This window comes from Geodermatophilus sp. CPCC 205761 (assembly GCF_051383655.1).
GTDB lineage: Bacteria > Actinomycetota > Actinomycetes > Mycobacteriales > Geodermatophilaceae > Geodermatophilus.
Genome location: NZ_JALPKQ010000012.1, coordinates 58,458 through 73,517 on the forward strand (window position 1 = coordinate 58,458; position 15,060 = coordinate 73,517).

Annotated in this window: 20 protein-coding genes, 1 other RNA gene and 1 pseudogene; 12 read left to right on the forward strand and 10 right to left on the reverse strand. The window is 73.3% G+C overall.

The features are described from left to right. The first annotated feature begins 10 nt into the window (after nt 1-10). From MY526_RS09610 to MY526_RS09630, 5 genes are all read left to right on the forward strand, one after another. Nucleotides 11-292 carry a hypothetical protein gene (locus tag MY526_RS09610; RefSeq protein ID WP_436690482.1) on the forward strand — a complete coding sequence of 94 codons (282 nt, stop codon included), beginning with the start codon at nt 11-13 and terminating at the stop codon, nt 290-292. After that, a complete protein-coding gene (locus MY526_RS09615) occupies nt 283-426 on the forward strand; it encodes a hypothetical protein (RefSeq protein WP_436690484.1) in 144 nt (47 codons plus the stop codon). Before MY526_RS09610 ends, MY526_RS09615 begins: the two co-directional genes overlap by 10 nt. Before the next feature lie 40 nt (nt 427-466). Then, nucleotides 467-736, forward strand: coding sequence for a hypothetical protein (locus MY526_RS09620; RefSeq protein ID WP_436690486.1), 270 nt, complete (start codon nt 467-469; stop codon nt 734-736). A gap of 131 nt (nt 737-867) precedes the next feature. Then, the gene (locus tag MY526_RS09625) at nt 868-2,364 is read left to right on the forward strand and encodes a M6 family metalloprotease domain-containing protein (protein ID WP_436703778.1); all 1,497 of its coding nucleotides are present in this window, start codon (nt 868-870) and stop codon (nt 2,362-2,364) included. Nucleotides 2,365-2,425: 61 nt separating this feature from the next. Then, a complete protein-coding gene (locus MY526_RS09630) occupies nt 2,426-2,722 on the forward strand; it encodes a hypothetical protein (protein ID WP_436690490.1) in 297 nt (98 codons plus the stop codon). A gap of 6 nt (nt 2,723-2,728) precedes the next feature. On the opposite strand, the gene MY526_RS09635 is transcribed toward MY526_RS09630, so the two are convergent. From MY526_RS09635 to MY526_RS09645, 3 genes are all read right to left on the reverse strand, one after another. After that, on the reverse strand, nt 2,729-3,241 hold the full coding sequence (locus tag MY526_RS09635) for a DinB family protein (protein WP_436703779.1): 513 nt from the start codon (nt 3,239-3,241) through the stop codon (nt 2,729-2,731). 61 nt (nt 3,242-3,302) lie between these two features. Then, entirely contained in the window at nt 3,303-3,629 is a 327-nt protein-coding gene (locus MY526_RS09640) for a TfoX/Sxy family protein (protein WP_436703780.1), read from the reverse strand. Nucleotides 3,630-3,719: 90 nt separating this feature from the next. Continuing rightward, nucleotides 3,720-4,481 (reverse strand): pentapeptide repeat-containing protein, encoded by a 762-nt coding sequence (locus MY526_RS09645; RefSeq protein ID WP_436703806.1) that lies wholly within the window; start codon nt 4,479-4,481, stop codon nt 3,720-3,722. Nucleotides 4,482-5,030: 549 nt separating this feature from the next. On the opposite strand from MY526_RS09645, the gene MY526_RS09650 reads away from it, so the two are divergent. Then, the gene (locus MY526_RS09650; protein ID WP_436703781.1) at nt 5,031-5,795 is read left to right on the forward strand and encodes a hypothetical protein; all 765 of its coding nucleotides are present in this window, start codon (nt 5,031-5,033) and stop codon (nt 5,793-5,795) included. A 105-nt stretch (nt 5,796-5,900) separates the two neighbouring features. On the opposite strand, the gene MY526_RS09655 is transcribed toward MY526_RS09650, so the two are convergent. Further along, the gene (locus tag MY526_RS09655) at nt 5,901-6,617 is read right to left on the reverse strand and encodes a Crp/Fnr family transcriptional regulator (RefSeq protein ID WP_436690502.1); all 717 of its coding nucleotides are present in this window, start codon (nt 6,615-6,617) and stop codon (nt 5,901-5,903) included. Nucleotides 6,618-6,959: 342 nt separating this feature from the next. On the opposite strand from MY526_RS09655, the gene MY526_RS09660 reads away from it, so the two are divergent. From MY526_RS09660 to MY526_RS09670, 3 genes are all read left to right on the forward strand, one after another. Beyond that, nucleotides 6,960-7,718, forward strand: a complete 759-nt coding sequence (locus tag MY526_RS09660; RefSeq protein WP_436690504.1) for an ANTAR domain-containing protein — start codon at nt 6,960-6,962, stop codon at nt 7,716-7,718. 91 nt (nt 7,719-7,809) lie between these two features. Continuing rightward, nucleotides 7,810-8,508: a GAF and ANTAR domain-containing protein gene (locus MY526_RS09665; RefSeq protein ID WP_436703807.1), complete on the forward strand. Its 699-nt coding sequence runs from the start codon at nt 7,810-7,812 to the stop codon at nt 8,506-8,508. Nucleotides 8,509-8,519: 11 nt separating this feature from the next. After that, a complete protein-coding gene (locus MY526_RS09670) occupies nt 8,520-8,879 on the forward strand; it encodes a hypothetical protein (RefSeq protein WP_436690508.1) in 360 nt (119 codons plus the stop codon). 261 nt (nt 8,880-9,140) lie between these two features. On the opposite strand, the pseudogene MY526_RS09675 reads toward MY526_RS09670, so the two are convergent. From MY526_RS09675 to MY526_RS09690, 4 genes and pseudogenes are all read right to left on the reverse strand, one after another. Next, nucleotides 9,141-9,392, reverse strand: a pseudogene (locus MY526_RS09675) (ATP-binding protein); the annotation flags it as partial. A gap of 291 nt (nt 9,393-9,683) precedes the next feature. Next, an RNA gene (rnpB, locus tag MY526_RS09680) (RNase P RNA component class A) lies at nt 9,684-10,084 on the reverse strand. A 53-nt stretch (nt 10,085-10,137) separates the two neighbouring features. Beyond that, a complete protein-coding gene (locus MY526_RS09685) occupies nt 10,138-10,857 on the reverse strand; it encodes a PIG-L deacetylase family protein (RefSeq protein WP_436703782.1) in 720 nt (239 codons plus the stop codon). A 15-nt stretch (nt 10,858-10,872) separates the two neighbouring features. After that, entirely contained in the window at nt 10,873-11,433 is a 561-nt protein-coding gene (locus MY526_RS09690) for a dihydrofolate reductase family protein (RefSeq protein ID WP_436703783.1), read from the reverse strand. 54 nt (nt 11,434-11,487) lie between these two features. On the opposite strand from MY526_RS09690, the gene MY526_RS09695 reads away from it, so the two are divergent. Beyond that, nucleotides 11,488-11,964, forward strand: coding sequence for a nucleoside deaminase (locus MY526_RS09695; RefSeq protein WP_436703784.1), 477 nt, complete (start codon nt 11,488-11,490; stop codon nt 11,962-11,964). Here MY526_RS09695 and MY526_RS09700 read toward each other — a convergent pair. Beyond that, nucleotides 11,961-12,665: an alpha/beta fold hydrolase gene (locus MY526_RS09700; RefSeq protein WP_436690516.1), complete on the reverse strand. Its 705-nt coding sequence runs from the start codon at nt 12,663-12,665 to the stop codon at nt 11,961-11,963. The genes MY526_RS09695 and MY526_RS09700 overlap by 4 nt on opposite strands. Nucleotides 12,666-12,757: 92 nt before the next feature. Here MY526_RS09700 and MY526_RS09705 point away from each other — a divergent pair, with 92 nt between their 5' ends. After that, on the forward strand, nt 12,758-13,513 hold the full coding sequence (locus tag MY526_RS09705; protein ID WP_436690518.1) for a sulfite exporter TauE/SafE family protein: 756 nt from the start codon (nt 12,758-12,760) through the stop codon (nt 13,511-13,513). Nucleotides 13,514-13,670: 157 nt separating this feature from the next. Then, nucleotides 13,671-13,889 carry a hypothetical protein gene (locus MY526_RS09710; protein WP_436690520.1) on the forward strand — a complete coding sequence of 73 codons (219 nt, stop codon included), beginning with the start codon at nt 13,671-13,673 and terminating at the stop codon, nt 13,887-13,889. 31 nt (nt 13,890-13,920) lie between these two features. Here the strand turns inward: MY526_RS09710 and nadA are convergent, their stop codons facing one another. Further along, nucleotides 13,921-14,952 (reverse strand): quinolinate synthase NadA, encoded by a 1,032-nt coding sequence (nadA, locus tag MY526_RS09715; RefSeq protein ID WP_436703785.1) that lies wholly within the window; start codon nt 14,950-14,952, stop codon nt 13,921-13,923. Nucleotides 14,953-15,060: the final 108 nt, after the last annotated feature.

Sequence of the window (15,060 nt, forward strand, 5' to 3'; positions counted from 1 at the left end):
GGTGACGGACGTGACCGAGCTCGCCCACCGTGACACGCACAGAGGCCCCGTCCGCACCGGACGGCAGTTCGCCGAGAACCGGCTCGAGATCGTCGAGCTGATCCGCCGCGCGGCCGTCTACGTGGAGACCGCCGCCGTGCTCGACCGGCGGGCCGGCCGGTGCGCCAGCCCGGCGCTGGCCGACGTCCTGCGCGAGCGGGCCGCCACCCACCGGCGGAACGCCGAGCGGGTCCGCGCCGATCTCGCCTCGCACGGGGTCACGCTCACCGCCGGGAGCCGGCCGTGGCGGTGATCGTCCTGCTGTTGCTCGCCTGGGCGCTGGTGACGGCCGCCTGCGCCCGCTGGTACGCCCGCGCCCTCACCGCCGCCGACGAGGCCTCCCGGCCGCTGGCCCCCGGCCCCGACGGCGACCGCTGCACCCCCTGAGCGCCCCCGCGGCCGGTCCGCGTGCGGCACGCTTCCCGGCATGAGCGAGACCGCGCAGGTCGCCCTGGCCGTCGTCTGCCTGCTGGTGTCGCTGCTGGCCGAGCTGACCGCCCTCGCGCTCCTGATCCGGGAGAGCCGGCGGACCGGTGCCGCGCTGCGCGCCTGGCGGGACCGGTCCGGCGATGCCGGGCTGCTGGTCGACGTGCTCCTGGGCAGCCAGTTCGACCGGGCGAGCGCCCTCGTCCTGCTGGTCGTCGGCGTCCTGACCGGTGCGCTGGGCGGCGTCCTCGTCCTGCTCGTGGCCCGCTGACCGCCGGCCCGGGCCGGACCCGGTGACGCTCCCGTGACGGTCGCGTGACGGCACCGCGCCGAGGATCGCCGCGGATCCGACGAGAGCGGAGGTGCGCCATGTCCGTGGCGGTCTGGCGGGATCTGTGTGCCGTGGCCCCGAGCCCGGAGCTCCGGGAGCGGCTGCGCGAGGAGTTGCGGCAGTTCCGTGCCGACGCCGAGTCGCCGATCCTGCGGCAGCTGACGCTGCCCCGCAGGCCGCGCTGGCCGGGGTTCGACGACGGGACGATCATCCCGGCCGACGAGTTCCCGCTCGGCACGCCGTACAGCGCCATCAGCGGTGCCGCGGCGGAGCGCGCCCCGCTGCGCGGGAAGGTGCGCGTCGTCGTCGTGCTGGTGGACTTCGCCGACCACCCGATGAACGAGACGCCGCAGCACTTCAACGACCTGTTCTTCTCGACCGGCGTGCTGCCGCGCGGGAGCGTCACCGAGTACTTCAAAGAGGTCAGCGGCGGCAAGATCGACCTCGTCGGAGAGGTGGTCGGCCCGTACCGGATGCCGCGGACCCTGGCGTGGTACGCCAACGACAACTTCGGCATCGGCCGGCCGACCGGCACCCCGCGGGCGCAGCACATGGCCCGCGACGCGGCGGTCGCGGCCGACCCGCAGGTGGACTTCAAGCCCTACGACAACGACGGCAACGGCTACGTCGACGCCTTCGTCGTCGTCCACGCCGGGGGCGGCGGCGAGGCCACCGGCGACTCCGGGGACATCTGGTCGCACAAGTGGGTGCTGACGTCGCCGTACCGCACCGACCGCACCCGCATCTACGCCTACCTGACGATCCCCGAGGACGCGAAGATCGGCGTCAGCGCGCACGAGCTCGGCCACCTGCTGTTCGGCCTGCCCGACCTCTACGACACCGACGACACCTCGGAGGGGGCCGGCAACTGGTGCCTCATGGCCGGTGGCTCGTGGAACGGCGGCGGTGACCTGCCGGCGCACCCGTCGGCCTGGTGCAAGCTCAAGCAGGGCTGGGTGGAGGAGGTCAACGTCGAGGACGCGGGGACGATCACGTTCGACGACGTCAAGACCAGCCGCACGGTCCACCGCATGTGGCGGGACGGCACGCGCGGCAAGGAGTACTTCCTCGTGGAGAACCGGCAGCGCACCGGGTACGACGGCCTCATCCCGGCCGGCGGCCTGCTCGTCTGGCACATCGACGACGCCCAGACCACCAACACCGACGAGTTCCACTACATGGTCGGCCTGGTGCAGGCCGACGGGAAGCGGGACCTGGAGCGCAACCGGAACCGCGGCGACGCGGGGGACGTCTACCCGGGCACGAGCGCCAACACCGCGCTGACGCCCACGTCGACGCCGAGCTCCGACTCCTACGCCGGCCAGGACACCGCCGTCTCGATCACCGGCATCTCGACGTCCGGGCCCAGCATGACGGCCACCGTGTCGGTGAGCCCGCCGCCGCCCGCACCCCCGTCGCAGGCACCGAGCGCGGCGGCCGGCGAGGGGCTCGCCGGCGTCCCCACGCCGCGGGCGGACGGCGAGGTGACCAGCGCGCTGGCGAAGCTGAAGTCCGACATCGCCGCCCTCGAACAGCTGGTCGTGTCCGGAGGGACAGGGGCGGACTGAGGACGGTCACCGCGGACGGCGCCGCGACCCGGCGCCGTCCTGACGGTGGCGGGGCGATGACGTGGTCCAGGTCGTCGAGAACCTGACCCGGCTCTCGGGGCCCATCGTGTCCCGGGAGCCGGACCCGCGTCGGGACGGCTGGGACACGGTCGTGGTGCACGTGGAGGACGCCGCTCCGGTGGCCGGCATGGCCGATCTGCTGTCCCGGCGCCGGGGCGAGGACCTCGCGGTGGCCTTCCGCCGCGCGCTGCTGGGCGAGGCCGGGGCCGGTTCGAGGCTCACCTTCCGGGCGCGGTTCGCCCCCGACGGCGCCCTGGCCGAGCCGTACCCCGCCGAGGGCGACCTGCGGGTCGAGTAGGCCGTCTCACCAGTAGCCCCTGGCGCCGTCGAGCTGCTCGCGGAGGACGTCGAGGTGGCCGACGTGCCGGGCGACCTCCTCCAGCACGTGCAGCAGCATCCAGCGCAGGGTCAGCTCGGTGGCGCCGTACTCGGCGTTCCGGCCGCGGTCGTCGAGGTCGGCCGCGGCGACGATCTCGTCGGAGACGGCGCACTGCCGGGCGTACTCGTCGAGCAGCTGCTCCAGCGGGGTGTCGCCGACCTCGAAGTCGGCCGCCTCCACCTCCCCGAACTGCGGGTTGCCGTCGGCCGGGCGGTCGAGGAACAGCACCTCGAACCAGCAGTGCTCCACCCAGCGGAGGTGGGAGACCAGGCCCGCGACGGTCATGGCCGGCGAGGTCGGCAGCAGTGCCCGGTGGGCGTCCTGCTCCGAGAGCCCCTCGCACTTGTACGGGACGATCGCCCGCTGGAGATCGAGCCAGCCGAGCAGCTGGGTGCGCTCGTCGGCCACACCGGGTGGGCGGATCCGTGGAGGGGTCACCCCCGCGGACGGTAGTGCGGGGTGCCCGGGCTCAGCACCGCCTTTCCGCCGGCGTCCTCGGCTACGGCAGCGTGGCCACGAAGTCGCGGGCGCGCTGCAGCCAGCCGGCGAGCGCCTCGTCGGTGGCGTAGCCGGCGGGGTCGACCAGGACGAAGGCCGAGAGCCGCTTGCCGCCCAGTTCCATCGGGCCGACGTGCGGCTCCTCGAGGGTGCGGGCCACCGCGTCGGGGCCGACGCGGACCAGGAGCCCGGTGCCGGTGACGCCACAGCACATGCGGCCGTCCACCGAGAAGGACAGTCCCCCGCCGACCATCCGCTTGTCGACGACGTCGCCGTGCGGGGCGAGGAGTCGTCGGACCCGCTCGGCGGTGTCCCGGTCGTAGGCCACAGCTACGCGGGTCCGGCGGCAGAGGACCTCAGCCGCGGGACGTCGGCTCGCACGTCTGTCGATCCTGCCCGCTCCGACGACGGCGCGGGGCTAGGTGGGCAGGCCGATCGTCCCGTCGGTCATGGCCTCGTCCAGGTGGAAGGCACCCGCCGTCCGCGCGCCCGTCAGATCGGCGCCGCTCAGGTCGGCCCCCCGCTGGAAGTACTGGTTGCCGGGATCGACCCTGCCGAAATTGGCCTTCTCCAGAATGCTGCCCGCCAGGTGGGCGCCTCGGAGGTCGGCACCCTCCAGTCGTGCGCCCCACAGGCTGACGCCGTCGAGTCGCGCATCGCGCAGGTCGGCACGGCGGAGGTCCGTGCGCGACAGATCGAGGCGTACGCCGTCCCCCGCCGAGCCCCGTGCGTCCGACAAGGGTGGGCGGCAGAGAACGCTCAGGGCGGCCTGCGCGTCGGGGGCTCGCAGCCGCAGGATCTTCACGTAACGCCGCTCCTCCACGTCATCGGAGGGCAACCGTCCCCGGACGAACGCCGCCAGGGTGTCGACGACGTACCGGCGATCGATCGTCGAGTCCCGGGCGATCCGCTCCATGGCGAAGATCCCGCCCATGCGGACGTGCGTGCTCTCACTGCCCATCTGCTCGACGGCCCGGGTGAAGCGGTCGGTGACCTGCGCCGACTCGAGGAGCTTCAACTGCTCGGCCTGGTACCTCTCCTGCGAACGCAGGACCTGCCCCTGCCTGCGGTAGTTCAGGAGACCGATTCCGAACGTCGCCGCCGTACCGATGACGGCCACGGCGAAGGCCGTGAGACCGGCAGTGCTGAAGGGTGCGCCGTCGGCGCCCAGGCTCGTCATCGCCACCCCCGCAGCGTGACTTCGGAGGACAGGAGACTACGTCCGCGCGGCCGTCAGCGGCCGGTGGACGAACGCGGGACCGCCATCTGCCGGCTCGTCCGGGACCTCTCGATCACCGCATCGGGCCGTCGCCCGGCCCGGTCACGGATCCGAAGAAGGGGTCAGCGCCCCCGACGCCCCCAGGGTCGACCTGGGATCAGCACGCCGTGCCTCGACACCGTCGCCCCCAGACCGCCGTCGAGCGTTCCCGCGGAACGCGGTCAAGGCAGCTGACTCGACGACGTTCCCGCGGAAACGCCGCGCCGGGCCATCCGAATGAGGGAGACCGGGAGCGGTCGTCCGCGAGAGACGCCGGATGGCCGTGAGCAGTCCGCTGGGCACGGTCGAGGTGTCCTGATCAACGAGCCGACGATGGGTGCGAAGTGGCCGGCAGGACGCCCCGCCCGCCCATGGGCCCGCCTGGAAGCCGAACGTCCCGATGACGGTCAAGCGACGCGCCCGGGACTTCGGCTGACATCCTGCAGGAGGCGACAACCGACAGGAGACCCGATGACCGGCGGATTCAACTTCCCGAAGCCGGAGTTCGACATCGAAGCGACCGTCGAGCGTGCGATGGCGCTGATCAACCGGACTCTCCAGCCGTCCCTCGAGGAGGCCCAGAAGGTCGTCGACAAGGTCCGGGCGAGCAAGCCCCTCGTCGCCCCGGGGGAGCTGGTGAGCCAGGTGACGCGCGGGAACCGGATCAGGGCGGCGCGAGCGGTCTCCTTCTCGCTGCCGTCGATCGTGCCGGGTGTGGGAACGGCGATCTCGGCAGCCGCGATCCCGGTCGCGTTGAGGGAGGTCCTGAAGGAGTCGGTCAGTGCGGCAATCAAGGTGGGACTGCTCCACGACCGGGACCTCACCGACCCCGAACTCACCCGCATCGCCGTCCTCCTGGTGCTCACGGAGGGAGCGGTCAAGCTCGACAGGACCGGCCGGATCCGTCCCGACGCCATCCTGGGACCCCACGCGTCGCTGTTGGCAGGGGCCGCTGCGTTCGACGCCCTGGTGGCCCTGCCGGCGGAGGAGCGGCAGGAGATCGCCGCCTCGGAGTCGGAGATCCTCCGGGCATGGGCGCTGGCGATCGGACCGCCCCTGCTGGCCGGGCTGCTGCCCTTCGGCTTGGGGCCCATGGCCGCCGCGAACTACATGCAGTACGTGCTGAAGGGCACGATCACGGCCGCCTCGCGGGTCTTCGGGCCCGCTGATCCCGTGCCGGTGACCGTCGAAGCGATCCCGGAGCGTGAGGTCCGGCAGGACGCCCCCGAGTCCTGAGCCGAGAGGGCCTCGCGGGGGGCCGTGCGGACGCCGTGCGGACGGCCACGAGGTCGCTGTCGGGCGGTCGATCGCTGCCCGCCGTGCTTCGAGGAGGGCTGACCGCTACGTGGACGTCAGGGCCGTTTCAGTGGCCAGGCGGATCGCGTCGTAGCAGTTGCAGGCGCGGGCCTCCAGGCGCGGCCGGTCGATGATGGTGATCCTGCCGCGGACGTACGTGAGGCAGCCGTCCTCGGCCAGTGACTGGGCGACCTCGCTCACCGAGGTGCGGCGCACCGCGAGCATCTGGGCGAGGAAGTGCTGGGTCAGCTCGAAGGTGGGGCTGTCCATCCGGTCGGCGGTCATGAGCAGCCAGCGGGCGGCGCGCTGGCGCACGACGTGAACCCGGTTGCAGGCGGCGTTGCGCGCAACCTGGGTGAACAGTGCCTGGGCCGAGCGGCGCAGCATGTCGGTCAGCGGGCCGTCGACGTCGGCGAGGTGCGCCTTGAGGTCTGCAGCGGCCATGGACAGCGCCTCGCCGGGCACCTGGACCAACGCTCGTTCCGTCGGGATGCCTGCACCGAGGACCAGCGGGATGCCGACCATGCCTTCTCGGCCGATCGTGGCGGTCTCCACGACCAGGTCGACGCCGAGGTCGGCGACGATCGAGACGACGCCGACGAGCGGGAAGTGCACGGCCTCGATGGCCTCCCCCGGCTCGTGCAGCACGACTCCCGAGAGGAGCGGCGTCGGCCGCAGCGCCGGCAACAGTCTGGCCAGCGTCGCCGGGCCGAGGCCGGCGAGCACGGTGTTGCGGCGCGCGGTGAGCGGGTCGATCTGCACGGGTTCCTCCGATGCCGGCGTCGGCGTGCCGCGACCGGCCGGCGGGTGGTGGTCCCTCGTCGAGGTCGGTGCGCGTGGCGGAGGCTGCTCCTGCGTGCGGGGCGATCCCATCGTCGCCGACGGGGTCGATACCTGCCCGGTGGGCGAGGTCCGCCCTGCGCAGTCAATGTCGGGTACCGTGCTCAACGCCGTCGTTCGTTCCCGCAGTCGTGGTGCAGCAGGTCCGTCGGCGCAGCCCACTCAAGACGAGGGTGGGGCCCGTCCGCGAGACGGGCGCGCGACCTGCTCCTCGGCAGGCAGTGGTCGAGGTCGCCAGGCCGCAGGGCGTGAGGAGCGGCGCTGGTGACCGATCGCACCGACAGTCAGAGCGTGCCGCAGACCCGGGCGGCCCTCGACGAGCTCGGCCGGCTGCTCTTGTCGAACCAGACCCCGCAGTCGGTACTGCAACGCGTTGTCGAGCTGGTCCAGCAGGCGATGCCTGCGGGCGCCGAGGTGTCGATCACGCTCATGCGCGGCGAGCAGCCCGCCACTGCCGCTTTCACCGGATCACTGGCCGGCGACCTCGACGAGAGCCAGTACGCGCGCGGTCACGGTCCCTGCCTGGAGGCTGCCCTCGGCGGTCACGTGGTCGAGATCCCCGACGGCCGCACCGAGGACCGATGGCCGGACTACCTGCCGACCTTCCTCGAGCGCGGCGCGCTGAGCTCGATGGCCGCGCCCGTGCCGGCGGCGCACCTGGCCGCGGGACTGAACGTGTACGCGCGCGTGGCCGAGGCGTTCACCGCCGACGACCGGGCTGCACTTGCCGCGTTCGCCGCCTATGCCGGCGCTGCGTTGACCAACCTGGACGCGCTGCAGGATGCCCGGGACCTCGCTGACAACCTGGAGAAGGCGATGGAGTCCCGGTCGGTCATCGAGCAGGCCAAGGGTGTGCTGATCGAACGGTTCAAGCTCACCGCTGACCAGGCCTTCCGACTGCTGGCGGACGCCTCGATGAACACCAACCGCAAGGTGCGCGACGTCGCCGACCACCTGGTGCTCACCGGAGAACTCGACCGCACCCCCGCGACTCACCGCCCGCCGCGCGCACGAGACACCTGACCGGGCAGCCCGCACCGCTGGAGGGAGCCGCCATGCCAGACCCCGCTCCGCACGTGCCGGACACGGCACCGCCCGGACCCGACGAACTGGCATCGGCACTGACCCAGATGGCGGGCCTGGTCCTCTCCCGGGAGACCGTCGACACTGCCCTTGCACTCGTCACCACGCTTGCCGCGACCACCACTGCAGGCACCCTGGGTGCCGGGTCACCGTCGTCGACGAGCACGGCAAGCGGTCGCGCGCAGCGTCCAACGCTGCCGTCGAACAGGCTGACGTGCTCCAGTACGAGCTGGACGAAGGACCCTGCCTGACCGCCTGGCGGACCGGGGAGCTGGTGCGGATCGATGACACCGCCACCGACGGTCGGTGGCCGCAGTGGAACGAGGCGGTCAGTCGGATGGGTGTTCGCTCGGTGCTGAGCACACCGCTGATCGTGGGCGCGGAATCGATCGGCGCGATGAAGGTCTACTGCGAGCGGCAGCAGAACTACGGACCCCAGGACGAGCACGTCATGCGCCTGCTCGCCGCACAAGCCGCGATCCTGCTGGCCAACTCCCAGAGCCTCCAGGAGGCCCGCCGGCTCAGTCGGCAGCTGGCTGATGCGCTGGCCAGTCGGGACGCCGTCGCCCGGGCCACCGGCGTGCTGCTCGCCCGGGGCGCCGCCAGCGAGCAGGACGCCTTCGCCAGGCTCTCCGACGCCGCCCGGCAGGCCGGCCACCCTGTCCACGACGTGGCCCGTGCCCTCCTGGCGGCGGTGGCCGCTCGCAACGCCCGCTCCGCCGGTGCCTGACCGCCACGACCATGACCATCGATGAGCGCCACCGGCACATGGACAGCGCGCGGGTTCGGGCCGAGCTGAGTGTGCGGGACATGTGGTTGCGCTACCTGGCGCTGGGCGGCACCGGCGACGCCTTCGACCTCGACGGCTATCTCCAGGGCCTGGTGCCGCTCGAGGGGCTCCAGCAGGACGTCCTCGCCCAGGCCCTCAACGAGGCACTCGCGGACCGCTACCGGGCCGACTGCGTTCCGCTGTCGACACCGCCGCTGAGGGATGTGATCGACGAACGGCTCGACCGCGTCATCGAGGAGATGCTCGGCGAACGTCCGTCGTCTCCGCGAGTGGATTCCGACCGAGGAAGGCCGGGCACGGAGAGCAGCTAACGGCCGGGCGGACAGGCGGTCCGGCAGCCACTGCTCGACTGCCGGACCTCGGCCGCCAGCACGGGGGTCCGTGCGCGACCACGGCGATGCCATCCGCGGTCTCGACTGCTGAGGCCATTGGTCGTCCGGGTGTGGAGAACGTGGGGAGGTCTGCGTCCCGTCGTGCGGACTTCCCGCCTCTCGGTCGGTCGGTCGTGCGGTCGCGCAGACGAGGTGGGCCCACACGCGCTTGCGGCCGACTTCCTCCACCCAGCCGTGGCCGTCGCTGAGCCGGGCCACCAGAGAGAGCCCGAGGCCCCCGAGGGCGGCGTCGCGCCCTTCGGCCGGGATCGGTGGCCGGTCGGGCGCGGCGTCACTCACCTCCACCAGCCAGCCGGTCGCGGTGATCGTGACGGCCACGTGGGCGGGTGGGCTGCCGTGCCGCAGCGCGTTGGAACCCAGCTCCTCGAACGCCAGCAGCAGCCAGGAGACGTCGTCATCGTCGGCGCAGGACGGCGAGAACCCGGCGGCCACAGCGCCGCGCAGCCGCCTGCGCAGGACGGCGAGGTCGATCGGTGTCTCAGGGCTCCCCGTCCACGCCGACGGAGGATCCGTGGCCGGGGCCGGTGGTGGCTGGTGGCCGTCTTCTCGACCGGTCCATCTGCTACGGCGGGCGCGTCCAAGGTACCCGCGGTCGCCGCCGGCGGGACACCGACAGCTGCTTCCAGGGAGGCCGCCGTCGGCGGCGTCCGCGGCCGAGTTGCGGACCCTGGGCGGACTGTCGCCCCCGCTGACTACATGAGCTCTGGTCAGAGAGGCGGGCGACGGACGAGTCGGCCTGTACGCCGGGTTCTGTCCACGGGTGCCTTGCGGCCTCCCGATGGGCGGTCATCCATCTAGGCCTGCCGTTGCCGGCAGGCTCGAGCGGTCCACCCGCAGGCATCGGGCGGGCAGCCCTCGAACGCCTGCGCAGGACGGCGGTCGCCCGCCGTCCCTCTCGACCTTGCTCCGGGTGGGGTTTACCGAGCCACACCGGTCACCCGGTGTGCGGTGGTCTCTTACACCGCCGTTTCACCCTTACCAGCGCGAGCGCTGGCGGTCTGTTCTCTGTGGCACTGTCCCGCGGGTCGCCCCGGGTCGCCGTTAGCGACCACCCTGCCCTGTGGAGCCCGGACGTTCCTCGGCGGCGGGGTCTCCCCCGCCGACGCGACCGCCCAGCCGACTCGTCCGTCGTGCCCACAGTCTAGAACGCGGTGAGGACACGGCCCACCGCCGCCGCTCAGCCCCAGTACAGGTTGAAGCCGACCCGCCGGCCGCCGTCCTCGGCCAGCGTGCCCATGTCGATGACCTGACGCGCCTGCTCCTCGACCGGGTCCTTCGACAACAGCTCCAGGTACCGGCGGTGCTCGCACAGCGAGGCGACCGCGGCGTCCACGTGCTCGGCGACGTCGACCACGTGCGCCGGATCGGTCATCTCCTGGACGGCGATGTACTGCACACCGCGCCACGGCTCCTCGGTCAGCTCCGGGAAGATCCACTCGTTCCCCGCGTCGGCGACCGCGTCCAGCACACCCTGGCCCAGCGCCCGGTGGTCGGCGGAGTTCACGTAGGACGGCGATACCCCGGGTGGCGACCACGTGGCGCCGAAGTACCCGGTGACGACGAGCTCCGGCCGGTGCCGGCGGATGGCCCCCGCCAGGGCCCGGCGCAGGTCCAGCCCCTCCACCAGCTGGCCGTCGCGCAGCCCGAGGAACTCCACCTCGGTGACGCCGACGACGGCGGCGGACCTCCGCTCCTCCTCCTCGCGCTGCGGGCCGGCCTCCTCCGGCGGCACCCCCGCCATGCCCGCCTCGCCGCGGGTGGCCAGCAGGTAGTGCACGTCCTTGCCGGACGACGTCCAGGCGGCCACCGCGGCAGCCAGGCCGTACTCGATGTCGTCCGGGTGCGCCGCGACGACGAGGGCTCGCTGCCAGTCGGCGGGCATGGGCTGGGTCGGCATGGCGGCAGTGTGCCGTCAGCCGACCGTCGGCCGGTAGGTCAGCAGCGTGATCCCGGCACGGAACTCCTCCGCACCCACCCGCCGTCGCCGGACGTCGACGCCGTCGGGGAACAGCCGTCGCCCCCGTCCCAGCACCCGCGGGTGGACCAGCAGCCGGCACTCGTCGACCAGCCCCGCGCGGATCAGCGCGTGGCACAGGGTGATGCTGCCGGTCACGCCGACCTCGCCGTCGTGCGATGCCCGCAGCACGCGCACCTCCTCGACGGGGTCCCCGGGCAGCACCCGCGTGTTCTCCCAGCCCGGGTCGGTCAGCGTGCGGGAGACGACGTACTTCCGGACCTCGTCGAGGTGCCGGGTGATCCCCGTCGTGTCGTCGGTCTGCGCCGGCCAGAAGCCGCGCATGTCCTCGAACGTCCGCCGCCCCAGGAGGAAGCCGGTCTGGGCGGCCATCTGCTGCTGGATCACCGCCAGCACGTCGGAGGTGTCCTCGTCGTCGCCCTGCGGGTCGAACCACCCGTCGAGCGCCTCGATGACGCCGTCCAGCGTGCAGTTCTGCGTGACGACCAGCTGTCCCATGCCAGGACGACCCGGCGGGGGCCGGGAACTCATCGGCTGCGCCACCATGGCGCCGTGGTCGACGACGTGGACCGGACCCACCTCCGCCGGTGCGTGGAGCTCGCCCGCGCCGCGCTGGACGCGGGCGACGAGCCGTTCGGGTCGGTGCTCGTGGACGCCGCCGGCCGGGTGCGCTTCGAGGACACCAACCACGTCGCCGGCGGCGACGCCACCCGGCACCCCGAGTTCGCGATCGCGCGGTGGTCCACCGAGCACCTCACCCCCGCGGAGCGGGCGGCGGCGACCGTCTACACGTCCGGGGAGCACTGCCCCATGTGCGCGGCCGCGCACGCCTGGGTGGGCCTGGGGCGGATCGTCTACGCCAGCTCCTCGGCCCAGCTGAGCGGCTGGCTGGCCGAGCTGGGGGTGCCGCCGGGACCGGTGCGTCCGCTGCCGATCGGCGACGTCGTCCGCGGCATCGTTCCCGAGGGGCCCGTCGCCGGGCCGGGCGAGGAGGTGCACGAGCTGCACCGCCGGTTCCACGGTCGCTAGCGCGCGGCGACCGCCAGCAGCACCTCGGTCAGCTCACGGGGCGCGCTGACCATCGGGTCGTGCCCGGTGGCGAGCTCGACCAGCTCCCAGCCCGGCTGGGTGCGCACCAGCTCCCGGGAGGGGTCGATGGTGCGCAACGCCGGCGCGGTGCAGTCGACGAAGGTCCGCGGCCGGGCCGCCCAGCGGTCGGCGTCGAAGTCGAGCGGGTCGTCGTAGACGCCGCCGGGTTGCGGGGTCTGCCGCCGCGCCACCCACTCCGCGTCGGCGCCGGTGAGGCCGAACACCCCGGGCGGCGGGGGCGGGATGGTGCCGGTCCGCTCGATCGCCGCGCGCCGCGCCTGCCGGACGTCCGGCGGGTTGCGCGTCGACCAGCACTCCCCCGGAGCCGGGACGACGGCGTCGACGTACACCAGCCGGCCGACCGCACCGCCCAGCCGGTCGGCCGCGCCGGTCGCCACCACGCCGCCGTAGCTGTGCCCCACCAGCACCGCGTCCCGGCACTCCTCCGCCCGGACCGCGGCGACCACGTCCTCGACGTGGGTGGCGAGCGTGATGTCCGGCGCGAGCTGGTGCGCCCGGTCCCCCAGCCCGGTCAACGTCACGGCGAGGACCCGGTGCCCGGCCGCCCACAGCTGCGGCAGCACGCGCCGCCAGCACCACGCGCCGTGCCAGGCCCCGGGCACCAGGACGATGTCGGCCACGGCGGTCACCGCCCCCCGCCCACGAGCAGGACGCATCGCACCAGCGGCGTCCTTCCCGGTGACTCCACGCCGCCACCGTAGGCTCGCCGCTCGTGTCCGCCCTCGACCTGGCCGTCGCCGCGGGCGTCGCCCTCGTCGCCGGCGTGATCAACTCCGTCGCCGGCGGCGGCTCGCTGATCCTCTTCCCGACCCTCGTCGCCCTCGGCCTGGGCACGGTGGCCGCGAACGTGACCAACTCGATCGCCCAGTGGCCCGGCTACCTCGGCGGGGTCCTCGGCTTCCGCCGCGAGTACGCCGGCCAGCGCGGGCGGCTGCTGCGCTTCGGCCTGGTCGCCCTCCTCGGCGGGACGGCGGGCAGCGTCCTGCTGCTCACCACGCCGAGCGCGGCCTTCGACGTCGTCGTCCCGGTGCTGGTCCTGCTGGCCAGCCTGCTGCTGGCGGTGCAGCCGCTGCTCACCCGGCGGCTCCGGACGACCGAGGACGGCGGCCCGCGCCGGGACCCGGCCTGGCTGTACGTCGCGCTGTTCCTGGCCACCGTGTACGGCGGCTACTTCGGCGGCGCGCTCGGCGTGATCCTGGTCGGCGTCCTCGGGGTGGGGCTGCACCGGCTGAAGCTGGCCAACGCGCTGAAGTCCGCGCTGTCGGCGGTCACCGCCACCGTCACCCTCGTCGTCTTCGGCATCTGGGGGCCGGTCGACTGGCTGGTCGTCGCCGTCGCCGCCCCGGCCAGCCTGCTCGGCGGGTTCCTCGGTGCCCGCATCGCCCGCCGCATCCCCGCCACCCCGCTGCGGGTGTTCATCGTCGTCTTCGGGGTCGCGGTGTCGGCCTACCTGTTCACGCGCATCTGACCTGGCCCCATCGGGTGGACCGCCCCCCGGCGAGCGGTACTGCCGGTGGTGTGACCCCGGCCACCCAGTGTGGTCGGTGGGACGGACGGGTCCACACCGCCGCGGACACGCGCCCGCGGACGCCCGGATCGGCGCCGGAGCTGCCTACCGTCGACCCATGCGCGAGAACCGACTCTCCCCGGTCCGGACCGCCGGCGACTGCCCCACCGCCCGGGTCCAGCGGCTGCACCTGATCGCCGCCGCCCGTGCCGCGGCCGTGCAGCCGACGTCGCCGCAGCAGGTCGCCGACATCGTGCGGGTCACCGTCGACGACGAGGTGGACACCGGCACGTTCACGGCGATCGTCGCCGACATCTCCTCCGACGTCCTGCGCTGAACCCTGGCGGTTTCCACGGAAACCGACGGGTTCACTCCCCGCCGCGGCCGGGCTCCCCGATGGCGATCATCGCCTCGACCGCCCGGCGGGCCCGCGCCGCGGTCTCCGGGTCGACGTCGACGGCCCCCTCGCCGGTGCGGAGCGTCCGCAGCAGCTTGGCCGGCGTGATCATCTTCATGTAGCGGCAGGCGGCGCGGTCGTTCATCGGGATGAACGCGGTGCCGCTGTTCAGGCCGCGCAGCTGGTGCAGGATGCCCACCTCGGTGGCCACGAGCACCTCGCGCGACTGCGTGCGCGCCGCCTCCTCGACCATGCCGCCGGTGGACAGCACGCGGGTGCGGTCGGCCGGCACGTCGCCGTGGCTCACCAGGTCGAGCACCGAGGTCGTGCACCCGCACTCGGGGTGCACGAGGATCTCGGCGTCCGGGTGGGCGGCGATCTGCGCGCGGACGTCGGCCGGGCTGATCCCGGCGTGCACGTGGCACTCCCCCGCCCAGATGTGGATGTTCTCCCGCCCGGTGACCCGCTTGACGTGCGCGCCGAGGAACTGGTCGGGGCAGAAGAGGATCTCCTTGTCGGCCGGGATCGACCGGACGACGTCGGCGGCGTTGGACGACGTGCAGCAGATGTCGGTCTCCGCCTTCACCGCCGCGGTGGTGTTCACGTAGCTGACGACGACGGCTCCCGGGTACTGGGCCTTCCACTCGCGCAGCTGCTCGGCGGTGATCGAGTCGGCCAGCGAGCAGCCGGCGGCGTGGTCGGGCAGCAGCACGGTCTTGCCCGGCGAGAGGATCTTCGCCGTCTCGGCCATGAAGTGGACACCGCAGAAGACGATCTCCCGGGCGTCGGTCTGCGCGGCGACGCGGGAGAGGTAGAGCGAGTCGCCGGTGAAGTGCGCGACGTCCTGGATCTCCGGGACCTGGTAGTTGTGCGCCAGGATCACCGCGCCGCGCTGCGCGGCCAGCTCGCGGACCTCCGCGGCCCAGGTCTCGTACTCGGCGGCCGACAGGGTGCGCTCGTCACCGACGACGGCGGACGTGGCGGGCGCGATGGTGGCGGTCACGGATCTCCTCGGGTCGGGCGTGCGGCCCCATGATCTCCCGCGCCGGCGGTCTGCCGGGTGTGGCGTGGGGCACTCCCTACAACGCCGTCCCCGCGGCCGCCCTTCCCG